This is a genomic window from Alcaligenes sp. NLF5-7, from assembly GCF_024266725.1.
GTDB lineage: Bacteria > Pseudomonadota > Gammaproteobacteria > Burkholderiales > Burkholderiaceae_B > Alcaligenes > Alcaligenes phenolicus.
This window is the reverse complement of record NZ_CP100755.1, coordinates 2850043-2865008: the sequence shown is the minus strand read 5'-3', so window position 1 is coordinate 2865008 and position 14966 is coordinate 2850043. Positions and strand designations below refer to the sequence as shown.

General features: G+C 57.3%; 13 protein-coding genes. 2 read left to right on the top strand and 11 right to left on the bottom strand.

The window, feature by feature from the left end; translation table 11 throughout:
* Positions 1 to 2: 2 nt before the first annotated feature.
* Positions 3 to 947 carry a helix-turn-helix transcriptional regulator gene (locus MID00_RS13120; RefSeq protein ID WP_254498936.1) on the bottom strand — a complete coding sequence of 315 codons (945 nt, stop codon included), beginning with the start codon at positions 945 to 947 and terminating at the stop codon, positions 3 to 5.
* A 481-nt stretch (positions 948 to 1428) separates the two neighbouring features.
* On the opposite strand from MID00_RS13120, the gene MID00_RS13115 reads away from it, so the two are divergent.
* The gene (locus MID00_RS13115; protein WP_254498935.1) at positions 1429 to 2331 is read left to right on the top strand and encodes an alpha/beta hydrolase; all 903 of its coding nucleotides are present in this window, start codon (positions 1429 to 1431) and stop codon (positions 2329 to 2331) included.
* Between the two features lie 51 nt (positions 2332 to 2382).
* Here MID00_RS13115 and MID00_RS13110 read toward each other — a convergent pair whose 3' ends face one another.
* The 10 genes from MID00_RS13110 to MID00_RS13065 form a co-directional block, all read right to left on the bottom strand.
* Entirely contained in the window at positions 2383 to 4134 is a 1752-nt protein-coding gene (locus tag MID00_RS13110; RefSeq protein WP_254498934.1) for a DUF4153 domain-containing protein, read from the bottom strand.
* Between the two features lie 193 nt (positions 4135 to 4327).
* Complete coding sequence (locus tag MID00_RS13105; RefSeq protein WP_009459224.1) at positions 4328 to 5023, bottom strand: RES family NAD+ phosphorylase; 696 nt, start codon at positions 5021 to 5023, stop codon at positions 4328 to 4330.
* Positions 5016 to 5690, bottom strand: coding sequence for a hypothetical protein (locus tag MID00_RS13100; RefSeq protein WP_254498933.1), 675 nt, complete (start codon positions 5688 to 5690; stop codon positions 5016 to 5018). Before MID00_RS13100 ends, MID00_RS13105 begins: the two co-directional genes overlap by 8 nt.
* A gap of 318 nt (positions 5691 to 6008) precedes the next feature.
* The gene (locus MID00_RS13095) at positions 6009 to 7163 is read right to left on the bottom strand and encodes an iron-containing alcohol dehydrogenase (RefSeq protein ID WP_026484785.1); all 1155 of its coding nucleotides are present in this window, start codon (positions 7161 to 7163) and stop codon (positions 6009 to 6011) included.
* Between the two features lie 11 nt (positions 7164 to 7174).
* Entirely contained in the window at positions 7175 to 7837 is a 663-nt protein-coding gene (locus tag MID00_RS13090; RefSeq protein WP_009459228.1) for an ABC transporter ATP-binding protein, read from the bottom strand.
* On the bottom strand, positions 7827 to 8576 hold the full coding sequence (locus MID00_RS13085) for an ABC transporter ATP-binding protein (RefSeq protein ID WP_254498932.1): 750 nt from the start codon (positions 8574 to 8576) through the stop codon (positions 7827 to 7829). The genes MID00_RS13090 and MID00_RS13085 overlap by 11 nt, the downstream gene beginning before the upstream one ends.
* Positions 8573 to 9559 carry a branched-chain amino acid ABC transporter permease gene (locus MID00_RS13080; RefSeq protein ID WP_021446921.1) on the bottom strand — a complete coding sequence of 329 codons (987 nt, stop codon included), beginning with the start codon at positions 9557 to 9559 and terminating at the stop codon, positions 8573 to 8575. Before MID00_RS13080 ends, MID00_RS13085 begins: the two co-directional genes overlap by 4 nt.
* The gene (locus MID00_RS13075) at positions 9556 to 10452 is read right to left on the bottom strand and encodes a branched-chain amino acid ABC transporter permease (RefSeq protein WP_031232688.1); all 897 of its coding nucleotides are present in this window, start codon (positions 10450 to 10452) and stop codon (positions 9556 to 9558) included. The genes MID00_RS13080 and MID00_RS13075 overlap by 4 nt, the downstream gene beginning before the upstream one ends.
* Positions 10453 to 10704: 252 nt before the next feature.
* The gene (locus MID00_RS13070) at positions 10705 to 12003 is read right to left on the bottom strand and encodes an ABC transporter substrate-binding protein (protein ID WP_009459234.1); all 1299 of its coding nucleotides are present in this window, start codon (positions 12001 to 12003) and stop codon (positions 10705 to 10707) included.
* A gap of 98 nt (positions 12004 to 12101) precedes the next feature.
* Positions 12102 to 13577, bottom strand: a complete 1476-nt coding sequence (locus MID00_RS13065; RefSeq protein ID WP_254498931.1) for an NAD-dependent succinate-semialdehyde dehydrogenase — start codon at positions 13575 to 13577, stop codon at positions 12102 to 12104.
* A 310-nt stretch (positions 13578 to 13887) separates the two neighbouring features.
* Between MID00_RS13065 and MID00_RS13060 the strand changes: the two genes are divergently transcribed.
* Positions 13888 to 14676 (top strand): IclR family transcriptional regulator, encoded by a 789-nt coding sequence (locus tag MID00_RS13060; protein WP_031232690.1) that lies wholly within the window; start codon positions 13888 to 13890, stop codon positions 14674 to 14676.
* Positions 14677 to 14966: the final 290 nt, after the last annotated feature.

Here is a 14966-nt window from a genome sequence, read left to right as displayed (position 1 = left end):
GCCTAGTTCAATTCGCTGGGTGAGATGCCATAGCGCTCACGGAATGCCGTGGCGAAGTTGGTGGCATGGCGATAGCCTACATAGTGCGCTGCCTGCTGTACGCTCCAGCCTTGTGCCAGATACTCTCGCGCCAGTTCCAGCCTGCGCTCACGCAGCCAGCCAAATACCGAGCATTGATAGACCGCCTGAAACTTCACCCGCAAAGTGCTGGGACTCATGCAGGCCAGTTTGGCCAGATCTGCCAAGGTGTAGTCCTCGCCAGGCGAATGGTAGAGGCGCTCTCTGACACGTTCGAGCAATTGCCGGTCGCGCGCGGAGACGGGAGAATCTTTTTCTGTTTCTCGGGCCAGGCCATCCAGCGCATGAGCCAGCACTTGCAGGCTGACACCCTCCAGCAGCAGATTGTGCAAGGTGCCCTGCCAGGGACTGTCTATCAACTGATCGATCGCGCTCAACAAATGCGGGGGCACCGCCCAGCGTTGCAATCGTATCCGCGAAGAACCCATGACGTTGGCCAGCATCTCTCCCAAGGGTGAGTCAGCCAAGCTGTCAAGCGTATGTAAAGTGATGTTCAAGCCACGCAGACGCTGCCCAGCAGGATGAGTTCCTGTCATGGCCACCGCGTCCGCATGTGCAATGGTGGCCCCACTTTGAGCCATCATGCTGACCGTTTTCTGGCTGGCGAGCTGAGTCTGCGCCCGACCCTGCAACATGACAATGGCCGAGAACTGCGGCGCGGCCAAAGAGGTCGCCTGGTATTGGTGGTGAGTGATGATGTCTGAAAGCACCATCTTCATGCCGGGCCGGACCTCGTATTCCTGCACGCGCCCTTCGGCAATACAAACCTGCTCCATGTCCTGCTTGGGACCGTTGTAATCCGGCAAGCAATAGCGAAAACCCGTCGGACTACCGAGTCGGTCAAAGTCCGATACCGTAAATCTGATCATAGGAGTGTGGGAGCAAGCAGCCCGAGCCAGGCCCGCAAATAATTCTTTAATGGCGCGGATGGCAGGAAAGGGTGAAATAGGCCACATGAGAATAGCACACATTCTCAATTATATGGCGGCTTTATATTTCTACCCTTGCCGTCATGAAACCTGCGCTATCGGGATAGACTGGCGGGCAAGCCTGTCTCTGTACGCTGAACCAGCATGAAATTTATAATCCATACCATCGCTGCTCTCTTTTTCTGGTGGCTATTTTACGAACGCTATTACCAGTATCGCGACTGCATTCAAGCCGCTTCTTCAAGCTGCTATGGGCCTGAAGGTAATAACCTGATCAGTGGGGGAGCAGTCTGGTCTGTCCCCGCTTTGCTCTTTAGCAGCATCGCGACTTACCAGCTGTATAAATTGATTCGTCACTACAGCGGCCGCGGGATGTAATAATAATCATTATCAACTTACCTTATCGCCCTACACTTTGATAATGACCTCCCTGCCCCGCTTTCTGATCAGTGCCGCCACGCTCTGCCTGGCGTTCACACTTCCCTCCCACGCCCAGCAAACCCAGCGCCCCTGGAACGAGGCAGCCGGCCCCTCCATCGTGGACCAGCAACAAAGCCTGTACCGCTTCGAGACGCTGATCATGTCCTCGGAAGACGGCAAGCGGCACTACAAAATACAGATAGGCACGCCCAACCGTCCCGCCCCCGCACGCGGTCATCCGGTGATTTATATGGTGGATGGCAATGCCGCCATGGCCAGTATTGATGTGGACGACCTGAAAGCCATCAGCGCCTTGTCTGCCCCGGTCCTGGTTGCCATTGGCTACGACACCGAAGCGCGCCACGATGTGATTGCCCGCGCCTTCGACTACACGCCTCCCGTTACGGAAAACGGCGTCAGCAAACCTGTGGAAGTACGGGGCCGTTCAGGCGGCGGTGCAGATATTTTTCTGGACTATATAGAAACCCACATCAAGCCTGCCGTGGAAGAACGTGAGCCTATTGATCGCTCCCGCCAGACCCTGTGGGGCCACTCTTACGGCGGCCTGTTCGCCTTGCACACCCTGTTCACCCATCCTGATCTGTACCAGCGCTACGTGGCGGGCGATCCCTCCCTGTGGTGGTATGACGGGATTCTGGTCAAGACGGCTCAGGCTTTTGATACAACGCTGGCCAAGGACAAGCGCATTGCCATCATGGTGGGCGGGCAGCGCCGCAGTACCTCCATGAGCAATGCTGCGGCTCAATGGTCCGCACAGGATATGGCCAAGCATTTGCAGGATGCAGGGCTGAACGTCAGCTACGAAAACTTCAGCGACTTGAACCACGGGCAGATGCTGGCCGCCTCCTTGAAGCCTGCTCTGCGACTTGCGGCCCAGCCGTGATGCCTTCAAACCAAAGGCATCACCACTGATCGCTCTATCAGCGCCCTGCCCTCAAGGGCGCTGAGCTGCACCTATAAAGCCGCCGTCCGGCAACTTCAAGACACTGAAAGGCGCGGGCTCAATGACCGCTCCCTTGGCGTGAATGCCATCAATGACGGCGCCCATATTATCCAGCGACAAACCGGGCGTGAAAGCGGTCGCCTTCTCCCATTCCCCATTAGCGGTCTGCACAAAGACAGCACCATTATTCATGGGGTTGTTGACCGACAGAACAATCGCTTCGTCTCCCGCTTCGCCCGGCAACAAATCCACAAATACCAGCAAGCAACCGGCGTGGTTACCCGGCGTTCGAGTCTCGCAAGCCTTGGCCAGATAGGCGATGTCCCAACCTGGATAGGTTTCGATAAAGGACTGACGTAAAGGATGGTCAGCCGGAGAGCTGGGCAAGGAGCCCAAGAGCATCTGCCGCGCCTTGTCCTCACCGATGTCCCAGACTTCGAGCTCTTGATCCGGCACAGCCTCCTCAGGTTTATCCTCGGACTTCCCGACCAGCAAGTTCTTCTCAACCACATAGTCCACGGCCTTTTGCCCTGGCAGCCCCCAATACATTCTCATTTCCGTATCCGGGAAGTCATCCGCGCTTAGCGTGCCGGCCTCCAGCCGGGCCACTTGCGAAGCCGCCGAGATCGCTTCGGGAGAGCCGATGCGAAGCAGCCAGATAATGGCCAGCACTATCAGGGCCAACGCCATCCCCACATTCGAACGGCGTACTCGCGCCATCCAGTGTTGAGGGTGGCAGGCAGCCCAGAAGTAACTCAAACCATAGCCCGCTGCCACCAGCGCTGCTGTCATGACCAGAACACGACTGGGGGTCCAACCATATTGAGCAACCCGCGCCCAAATCGCCCACAAGGCAACGCCTGCCAGCACGGGCATGACAAAACCCAGTAAACGGGCCGAGGCGCGCAATAAAGGGTTTGCGCTGGCATTCGTGTCCTCGTCCGCAACAACAGAAGACACCAAAGTCGACGCCCCCAGAACAGCCGCCACGCACAGGGCGGCCAGTGGCAAGCCCTCACCCGTACGCCAGGGCAAGGCGACGATGAACACCACCATCACCACCAGCAAAACAGGGGTCAGCAAACGCAGCAGTTTCAGCAACAGAATGGGGGACAGATAGCCACCATCCGAGTCCGAGGCCAGAGCCAGACCGGCTCCCACCAAAGCACCAGACACCACAGCCGCAACCGTGGGTTCCAGCAGAACATCCCCTAACAGGGTGATGCCGACAAAGCTGAGCAACATATGGCACGCCATCAGCACGCCCCAGGCCAGGCCGCAGAAGAACAATGCGACGGCCCAGGAACACACCATGGACCAACTCAGCTCGAACAGGCGACGGTAATCAGCCCAATCGCGTGGACGCTCTACCAGAATGGCAAGAAATGGCAGAGTAATAGTCGCCAGCAGCCCCATTGCCACCCACATCTGCGGGGCCCGCCAAAAAAGGGCGACCTCAGCATATCCCCCTTGCGCCTGCAAGATCAGCGCCGCGCTGGCCACTCCCAGCCCCAGGGACACCAGCAAGGCCTTGCGCACAGCGACGTGCATCAGCAAGGTGAAAGACGCCACCCCAAAGATTCCTACGGCCAACAGCAAGGACACCCAGATATGCTCGCGCGGCGCAGGCGCCATCATCAAATTGCTGAAGGCCACCCATTCAAGCAGGCCCAGCACTGCACCGGCCAAACACAAGGTCAGCGTCCGCCGGTTTTGTAAGGAAGAAAGTGAGATCGCGGTCATGGAGAGTAAAAAGCAGTCGATTCAACAATGACAGCATATGGAAAGCACCATTGCTGACGACATCAGGCCATAAAAGGAAAGCCCAGACTATGCCCTGCAAAACTGGGCTAGTTTAGTACGGTGAAGAGCCGTCTCTCAGTACCGGATAGAGCCGCTCTTGTAAGCAGACGTTAGGCCTGAAGATATCGATTACTTAGGCACTACCTGGAACGATCACCACCCCAATCCGTTCGGCCAGATCCAGCACGGCATCGTAGCTAACCGGATCTTCGCTCAAGCTCTGCGATGGGCCCTGGGCTTTCAAGACGCTTTTGACGATGCGATTCCCAAAGAGCATCACAGCTCGCGCCGAATCGTCCTGCCGGGACACCCAGCACAAGCCTTGGGCTTGGGGGCATTGCTGATAAATCGCGGCAGCCCACAGGCGGGTTGCCGGATATTGATCTTTTTCAGTGTCGATCAGTTGCTTGCGTGTCACACCCAGCTTCCTTAGCGAAACGCTGGCCAGATCCACTAACACCAAAGGCGCGTTCAGCAGCACGGTGGAATGCACCTGCCCCAACAACTTTTTCTTGTCATAGCTTTTAAAGCCTGCGGCGTGCGGAACGTCATGAAAGACAGTCTCCATCATGGCGCAATCGCGGCTGGTGCCACCGTACAAGGTGGGAATCGGCTTGCCCTGCTCATCCTGAATCGGACTGAAACGCGCATTGCCCTGCATGCCCGGATTGAACTGAGTCGCCAAATATTTATCTTGATGAACGCGATGCAGTAACTGCCCTTTGGGCCAGTCCATCAAGGTCAAGCGCAGCTCACCGTCCGGAACGGGGATTACCGATACCCCCTCCGCCGGGATGTGCTTTTTATCCAGAGCCGCAGGCTTAGCCATGAGTCACGGCTTGCACTTCATCTTGCGCAGCGGCGATGACCTTTTCCGGCGCAGAAATCAACAAGTCCTGCGGGCGCTTGCCACCCAAGAAGCTGTTGGTGGACATGAACCAGTAGGCCATGCCCCAGCTGTCTTTATGCCCGGCCAGAATGTCGAGCACTTGCGCCAAGGGTTTGGCGGGACGAAAACTGGTGTCCGGGTCCAGACCGTAGCCGGGGAAATAATCCACACCACCATGATTGATGGCAAAAATCTGCCCCTGCTTCTTCCACTTGTTGGGCTGGGCACTGGGATTGCGTGTGCTCAATCCTGCCAGTTGCGCCACTTCTGCGGCACTGAGCCAGTCCCCGCTTTCCAGTACGGCCTTGCGGGCCTGCACCAGCATGGCAGCTTCTTTCAACAAACGGGGCGATGGGGGCGTGCGCGGCACCAGCACTTCGGCCAGGCGCTCCAGCGACTCCTTGTCCTGACGCTCTTGCAAGACCTCGAACATGGACGAGGCCACATTGGTGAAGTTCTCTGCCAAAGCCTTGAAGGCGGCCGGTTTGATGTGATCGAAAGCCAGCACCAGCACTTGTTCTGCCTTGGATTTGCCCAAACTTACCTTAACCTCTTTGGGCGTACCCACCAGGGTCGAGACGCTGGGACTACTTACCAGGACGCTCATGGATAGACTCCTTGAAGGTTATTTATGATGATTAATAATAGCATAACCTTGATAACCCAAAAACCGACCTGTACAAGCAAGCAGCCTAGCCTCAGCTACGTCCTTATCGCTCGTTCTGACACGCATCAGGCAGACGCGGCACCGCTGCCCTGCCGCATAAAACGGAACTCGCGCCATCAAGAAGCTTAACTCCCCATTCCTATTTCTCTTCCCTATCTCTATTAGCGTCGTTGCAGCCCCCCATTGAGCAGACGAAAAAAAACCTGAGCCGGCACAGCACCGGACTCAGGCTAAAAGGTTTCCGCTGTTAGCGGTCTATCAGAACGCGGCGCTGTAAATAGCGAATGCGTCGTCTTCAGTCACGTCGCGGGGGTTGTTGCCCAGCAGACGGGTTTGTTTCATGGCTTCCTGGGCCATACGGCGCAGGTCGCTTTCCTTGATGCCGACTTCGCGCAGTTGACGCTCGATGCCGGTATCAATGGCGATCTGTTCCATGAAGTTGATGAAGGCCTCGGTCTTGGAGGCTTCATCCCCCTGGATGCCGGGGATCAGCACTTCAGCCAGTTCGGCATACAGCGGGGCTGCAGCCGGAGCGTTGAAACGCAGAACGTGTGGCAGGACCAGCGAATTCGACAAGCCGTGTGGCACGTGGAAAATACCGCCGATCGGGTAAGCCAATGCGTGTACGGCACCCACGGGAGCGTTCGCAAAAGCCTGACCAGCCAACGTGGCACCCAGCAGGATGTCCTGGCGAGCCTCGGCATCCTGGCCGTTGCGACAAACGTGCACCAGCTTGCTGCCAATCAGACGCAGGGCCTGTTTGGCCAGATTGTCCGACAGCGGGTTTTTCAAAATACGGCTGGTGTAGGCCTCGATGGCGTGCACCATGGCGTCGATACCCGTCGCCGCAGTGATACGCGGTGGCAAGCCCAATGTCAGTTCCGAGTCCAGAATGGCCAGGTCTGCGTACAGCTCGGGAGCCACCACGCCGGATTTGGTGGTTTCGCCGGTGGTCACGATGGAAATAGGCGTCACTTCCGAGCCTGTTCCCGCCGTGGTCGGGATCTGCACCAAGGGCAGGCGCGAGCCGCGCACATTATCAATGCCGTACATCTCTTGCAGGGGCTGGTCTGACGCCAGCAGGACGGCCAGCAATTTGGCCACGTCCATGGACGAACCGCCACCCAGGCCAACAACGATTTCCGTTTTGGCCTGGCGAGCGCGCTCCGTTGCCTGCAAAACAATGTGCTCTGGAGGATCGGCAATAACATCGTCAATCACTTGCACGGTCCAGCCGTTGGCTTTCAGATCAGCCAGGGCAGGATCCAGCAAGCCGCTTTCGTGCAGGAAACGGTCAGTCACCAGACAAACGCGCTCTTGCGAGTAGCGCTTGCGCAGGATCTGACCGAGCCGGGCAGCGGCTCCGCTTTCAACATAAATAGCGGGGGTGGTTCTGAACTCGAATGCCGACATGGGCTTTCTCCTTATGGTATGGCGGGCTGCGGTACTTCGATACGGCCGCGGTCCATCCGGTAGGTGTAATCAATCACATTGCCTGCGTGCTGCAAGTCAGCACCGGACAACAAGGCACTGAAGCCCTCTTTACTCAACTCGCCCACCACTTCTGCAATACGCTTGGACAGCGCAGGAGCAACGCCTTCAAAAGGCTCGTCCAGCAAAAGCAGCTTGTCAGCCGTCATCAAGGCTCGGCCAATGGCGACCAGCTTTTGCTGACCGCCCGACAATTGCAGGGCGCGGCGTGGGCCAAATACTTTCAACTCGGGAATGATGCGCCAGACGCGATCCAGACGCTCTTCAATGTCCTGGGATTTCAAGGCCCAGGCGGGCAGGCGGATGTTCTCTTCCACGCTCAGTTCGGGGATCAGTTTGCGATCCTCGGGGGCAAAACCCATGCCCAGGCTGGTGCGACGGTAAGCGGGCATCTTGGCCAGTTCCTGACCATCAAACATGACCGAGCCACTGTCCACAGCCAGCAAGCCCATCACCGTGCGCATCAGCGTGGTTTTACCCGCACCATTACGACCGGCTAGGCCCACGATCTGGCCTTGGCGCACTTGCAGGTTTACCTGGCGCAAGATGCTGGTGGGGCCAATACGTACATCCAGATTTTTGACATCAAGCAGCATTATCGGCCTCCTGTTTATTGCGTCCCACCGGCTCGCCGATGATGTATTCACGGACCTGCTCATGGGCCAGCACTTCGTCCGGAGTGCCATTGGCCAAAATGGTGCCGTCGTAGAAAGCCAGCACGCGATCGCTGTAGCGACGCACGATTTCCATATCGTGCTCCACAAACAGAACCGTCACGCCTGCATCACGAACCACTTTCATGACACGGTCCATCACTTCAAATTTCTCGTCACTGGCCACACCACTGGTGGGCTCGTCCAGCAACAGCACTTTAGGCTGGGCCACCATGGCCAAAGCAATGTCCAGCAACTTGCGAATCCCTTCAGGCAAGGTGCCTGCCTGGGACTGGGCGAAGGCGCTCAGGCCGAAACGCTCCAGAATCGCACAGGCTTCGGACAAGGGCTGCTTGGCCACGCCCAGGGCAATTTCCACGTTTTCCAAGGCGTTCAAGGAGGTGAACAGCTGAGGAATCTGGAAAGAACGGGCGATCCCCATGCGGGTCACTTCCCGGGGTGGCAAACCCGTGATCTCGCGACCGGCAAAAAAGATATTGCCGGAGTCCGGCTTCATATAGCCGGTCAACATGTTCACGAAGGTGGTTTTACCTGCGCCATTGGTACCGATCAGGCCCGTAATGGTTTGCGCATGGATATCAACGGTCATATCGCGCGCAGCGTGGACAGCGCCAAACTGCTTGCACAAACCTTTAGCAGAAATCAAGGGTGACTGACTCATGAGCGGGCCCCTGTCGGTGAAGAAGAATCGTTGGAGGTAGCCGCTGCATTGCGACGGTTCAGAATACTGATCAGGCCACCGGGCAAGAACACAATCAGGGCCAACATGCTGACACCCATGACAATCTGCCAGGTGTTAGGAGCATATTGGTAAGCCAGTGTGCGGATCAGTTCCAGGCTCAGCGCACCCAGGAAAGGCGCGTAAGCGTTACGAGTACCGCCCAGCACAGCAATAAAGATGAACTCGCCCGAAGTGGTCCAGAACGCCAGTTCAGGGTCCACGTGACCGATGCTCAGCGAGGACAAGGCACCGCCCAGACCAGCCAGAGCCGCCGCCAGCACGTAGCTCAGGTGAATATTGCGGTAAGCCGAAGCACCCAGATATTCAACACGGATTTCATTGTCCTTGATGGCTGGGCCCAGACGACCGGCACGGCTGCGCAGAAAACCTTGCATGGCCCACAGCACAAAACCCACCAGAACCACGGTCAGGACGAACACGCCTGGACGCGAGAGGGTTTCAGCAAAGGCACCCCACATGAAGGAAGGCGCGTGCACGTTAAAGCCGTCACTGCCACCCAGGCTGGGGTTACGCACCAGCAAGCCGTACATGATCATGGACAGGGCCAGGCTCAGCATGGCGAAGAAAATATCGCGGTAGCGAGCCAGCAGAAACCCCAGAACCCAGGCCAGCAGCGCAGCGCAAGCAGCGGCAAATGGCAGCAGGATCACGGCTTCACGCCAGTCCAGGTAGTTCATGGCCATACCGACACCATAGGCGCCGATGCAGTAGTACAAGCCTTGACCAAAAGAGGCCAGGCCGGAGCGCAGCAAGAGCACCACGCCCAGGGCAACCAGGCCCTTGGCCAGCGCCACCGTGATCAGAAACTGCCAGGATGGCAGGCCAAAGCCCACAATCAGGGCGGCCACCGTAATGACCAGGGCAATCATGCCCTGCTTAAGCGTAATGTTGGTCTTGTTCATATCTTTCGGGCCTCGGCGGCAGCAAACAATCCTTTAGGACGGACGGCCAACACCAGTGCCATTACCGCGTAGATGGAGAAGAGTTCGATTTCAGGCCAGTAATGCACGGCAAAAGAGCGCACCAGGCCCACAATCACAGCGCCCAGAGCAGCACCAGGCAAGGAGCCCAGACCACCGATCACGACCACGGCGAAAGCCATCACGATGACTTCCACGCCCATGCCGGGAGCGACAGAGATGGTAGGAGCCGTCAGCGCACCACCCAGGGCGGCCAGCGTGGCACCAGCAATAAACGTCAGCAGGAAGTAGCGTTGCACGTTAATGCCCATGGCCTGACTGACTTCGCGGTCATGAATCACGGCCAGCAAAATGCGGCCTTGACGCGAATACTTCAGGAACAAGGTCAGGAACAGGCCAGCCAGAATGGCTGCAACAACAATCACAAAGCTGTAGGTGGGGTAGAACAGGTCGCCGAATTCGACGTTACCCAGCAAACCATAAGGTTCGGCGATCACATAAGGATCCACGCCCCAGACCAGCTTGACGGTATCTTCCAGGATCAGGAAGACCGCGTAGGTAATCAGCAAAGAGACAACAGGTTCTTCTTGGTAGAAGAAGCGCAGCAGGCCATATTCAATGACCAGCCCCAGCACCAGACCGGCAATAAGCGCGGCCAGGATCAGCATCAAATAGCTGCCGTATGGGCTTTGATCGGTGGAGAGCCACTGCGTCACCATGGTGACAGCGGTATAGGCGCCAATGGTATAGAGGCTGCCGTGGGCCATGTTCAGGATCTTCATCACACCATAGATCAGCGTGAGTCCGACCGCGACCAGAAACAGCCAGGCGGCGTACATGATGCCATCTATTAGGGCAGCAGAAAGAAGAGACATAGTCGGTTTCTGTGGAAAGGGAATAAAAAATGCCACCACGCCACAAGCTTGGTGCGCTTCTCCTTGGGGGAGGAGCCTTTACCTCGCAAGCAACTGGGCGGTAATGCACATACCACTGCGACGCCTTCGGTGTCCCCCTTACAGGGAGCCTTAACCTTGGGAGCGGCCCGGCGGTAAAAACCGGACATGCAAAAAACGGTCTTGCATGCCCGGATTGTCAGGGCAGCGTCCTTTTCAGGACGTCTGCTCGGATCAGTACTTCAGACCACCCTTGATCCAGTCGATGGACTTCACGCCTTCGGGTGGAGTGACTTCTTCAGGTTTGAAGTGACGCAAGTCGGTGTAGCTGATCACGCCTTTATCGTTTTTCACCACGCCCAAGGTCGTACCTTGAACAGCCTGGTGACCTTTACCCAAAGACATGGTCACGTCGCCCGATGGGCTCTCGAAGGTCAGGTGCTCGAATGCAGTAACCACTTGTTCGGTGGAAGGGGTTTTGCCTTCGTTGGCAGCCTGGGCTTTTTCGTAAGCCGCTTTCAGACCCAGCAGAGTTTGCGTCATCTTGTAGGACGGGTAGCTAGGATCTGCATTGAACTGTTCGCGGTAGCTGGCACGCAACCAACGGTTCAATTCATTGTCAGGAGCGAAAGCAGCGTGCGGGCCGCGAGCACCGATGATGGTGCCAGTCGGGATCTGGTTATTGGCACGGTGTGTTGCCGTTTCACCGGCGGTCAGCACGGTCAGGGTGTTGCGGAACAGACCGCGTGGCAGAGCCTGCACCACGAAGCCCTCCAGATCACCACCCCAGAAGCTGGAGTGAATCACTTCAGGACGGGCAGCCATCAAGGACGAGATTTCGGCGTTGTACTGACCAGCGCCCAGCTTGGGCATTTGCGAGGTCTTGGCTTCTACACCGGGCTTGAGGGCTTGCAGTGTGCCTTCAAAGTCGTGCCAGGCGTCCTGGCCCCAGGCGTAGTTCTGGTTGATACCGGCGTAGCTCTTCAACTCGGGGTTGCGCTCCAGCACAAAGCGGGCAGCAGCCACGTTGTCCATGGTGGCGTGAGCCACCGGACGGAACACGTATTTGTAGCTGGCATCTTCAAACAGACGCGGTGTGCCGCAGTCGAAAATCAGGGTCAGTTTTTTCAGCTCTTCAGCAACGGGGGCCACGGCCAGGCAATCACCCGAGGAGATGTAGCCAACCACGATGTCCACGTTCTGTTGCTGAACCAGGTTGCGGTATTCGCTGACCTGTTTGGCGGTGCCGCCGTTCTCGTCAATGAAAACCAGTTCAATCGGCGCGCCACCCAGACCCTTGGTGTTGTAAGGGGCAGGAACTTTACCTTCATTCAATTGGGCAGCCGTCAGTTCAGCGGCATTTTTGGCTGGAACGCCAAAAGGACCGGAAGCGGCGCCGGACAAGAAAGTCACCACACCAATCTTGATGGGTTTGACATCATCAGCGTTGGCAGTCGTGCTGGCCATCAGGCCAGCGGTGGCCAGTGTCAGGGCCAAAGTCAATTTTCGTGGGGTTGCAGACAGGATAGACATAGCGTCTCCTTTATTTAGCTTATTGTGGGGTTCTGCTGATGGGGTGCTCTATATAAGAGCGGCCCCCTTCGCTGCGCTGAGCGCGGGCATGTATCAACTTACAGCTGCTGGCACATGTATTTGATTTCCAGGTACTCATCGATTCCGTAACGGGAGCCTTCGCGACCCAGACCGGATTGCTTGACGCCACCAAAGGGAGCCACTTCGTTGGAAATCAAACCGGTATTGACGCCAACCATGCCGTACTCCAGCGCTTCGCCCATGCGCCAGGCACGTGCGTTGTCGCGGGTGAACAGGTAGGCAGCAAGACCATATTCGGTGTCATTGGCCATCGCGACCGCTTCGGCTTCGTCCTTGAAGCGGAACAAAGGCGCCACAGGGCCAAACAATTCTTCACGAGCCACGCGCATGGCCGGTGTTGCATCACCCAGCACGGTGGGCGAGAAATAGGTGCCGCCCAGAGGATGAGGCTGGCCACCTTGCAGAACGCTGGCGCCATTTTCAACGGCGTCATCAATCAATTCGCGCAAACGATTGACGGCTTTTTGCTCGATCAGCGGACCTTGCTCCACGCCCTCTTCCATACCGTTGCCCACTTTCAGGGCAGCAACCCGTTCGCTCAGGGCTTTGGCAAAGCGATCGTAAATACCGTCTTGCACCAGGAAGCGGTTGGCACACACACAAGTCTGACCGCTGTTGCGGTACTTGGAGGCCATGGCGCCTTCGATGGCGGCGTCCAGATCCGCATCGTCAAACACGATGAACGGGGCATTACCACCCAGTTCCAGCGACAGACGCTTGATGGTTGGAGCACACTGCGCCATCAACAAACGACCCACTTCGGTGGAGCCGGTAAAGGACAGCTTGCGCACAATAGGGCTTTCCGTCAGAGCGGCGCCCACCACACGGGATTGACCGGTGACCAACTGGAACACACCAGCAGGGATACCCACGCGCTCGGCCAGTACGGCCAGCGCCAGGGCGGTCAGGGGAGTCAGGTCGGCAGGACGAACAATAATGCTGCAACCCGCAGCCAGAGCTGGCGCTACCTTGCGGGTAATCATGGCCGCAGGGAAGTTCCAGGGAGTGATGGCAGCGCACACACCGACGGGCTGCTTGACCACCACAATGCGTTTGTCCGCTTGGGGGTGGCCGACCACGTCGCCATATACACGCTTGGCTTCTTCGCTGAACCATTCCACAAAGGAAGCGGCGTACAGCACTTCACCACGAGCCTCGGCCCAGGGCTTGCCCTGTTCCATGGTCATGATGGTGGCCAGGTCGTCCGCGTTGGCAACCAGCGCATCGAACCAGGCGCGCAACAGCTTGGCACGCTCGTGCCCGCTACGTGCCTTCCACTCGCGCTGGGCCACTTCAGCATCGCTGATGACCGCTTCGATTTCCGCTGTGGCCAGGCTGGCGACATTGGCCAGGCACTCACCCGTAGCAGGATTAAGAACGGCGAAGGTATTGCCATCGCCTGCCGAGACCCAACCCTGAGCGGTCCAGGACTGATCTTTTGCCAGGCTGGGATCCTTCAGTTTGCTAATCAATGATGCCGCGATATTGTTCATTATGCTGAACCTGTTTCTCTTATAGTGAACTTGATAGAATTATAGGAGCCGAAAAATCGCGACGTCAACGAATCGGATTACGGGTTTACCCGTATAACATCAGTCACCGTATTTTTTGTTTTGGGGCATTTGAAGGCACAATGTAAAGTTGGCATCCCGACAGCAAATCTGGCCTAATTCAGGGCCTGTACGCCTGGTCTGTAGGCTGATTGCCCTATGAGATGCTTCTGGCTGTGCTGACAGAACCCTGCCCCTGTTCCCAGAGTTCAGCCCTGTCCATCCGGGCTTATTGGACTTCCTGTGTGTCGTTATGGAGTTAGTCGTAGTGGAAGAGAAGAAACTGGTTCCGGCTGTAGTACGTGCCGTCACCGTACTGGACGAATTGGCGGCCTCGCCGGAGCCCCTGTCATTTACGGACCTGGTCAAACGCCTGGGTATGCCCAAAAGTTCCTTGTATGGTCTGTGCACCACCTTGCTGGATCTGCACCTGATCCGTAAGCTGGAAAATGGCAGTTTCACCCTGGGTACACACGTGATGGGCTGGGCCAATGCCTTCCTGTCTCAGCTCGATCTGACGCAGGAGTTTTTTGCCGCTTGGGACGATATGCGCGTCCTGCCTGAAGAGACCATCACCCTGTCCATTCTGGATGGCGAAGACGTGGTCTACATTGCCTGCCGCAACGGAACCCGCCCGCTGGGTTTCACCTTCCGTGCCGGGATGCGCTTGCCTGCGGTCTATACCGCTACCGGCAAAGCCATGCTCAGCACCTTGCCGGGATCGGAGCTGGAGCAGGCCTTGAATCACCCCTGGCCCGAACCGCTTACCGTGCATGGCCCGCGCAGCAAGGAAGACTTGATGGTGGAATTGAACGATGTGCAGCGCCTGGGATACTCCGTGGACGCCTGTGGCGTACGCGACGGTATGCACTGCTTTGGAGCTGCCGTGTTTGACTCCAATAACCGCGCTGCCGTGGCCGGAGTGGCCGTCAGCTTGCTGACCCAGGAAGCCGATGAAGCGGCCCAGCGCCGTGCCGGAGAAGCCATGCGCAAGTTGGCTAATCGCCTGTCAGAACGCCTGGGGGCGTCGCGCAAGGCATAAGCTTTTTCCAGCCTGCACAGCACGTTATAAAAACAAGGGGCGGCATCAGCAGCCCCTTTTTGTTTGAATTATTTCTTGATCCGGAAGGCGGTAGCGGCATCTACCCTGAAGTTTGTTTATAAAGCGCAGGCCTATGAACCCTGGCCTTGACTGTCACCCCCGCCAGGCCTTGCAAGAAAACCAGTAAATCGCAGGAGCTGCACTACCTTCCTGCCTGCTTGCCTGCTTACTTGCTTACTTGCTTGCTTGCTTGCTTGCCAACATCCAACCATCTTCCCTGCTTTCTATTT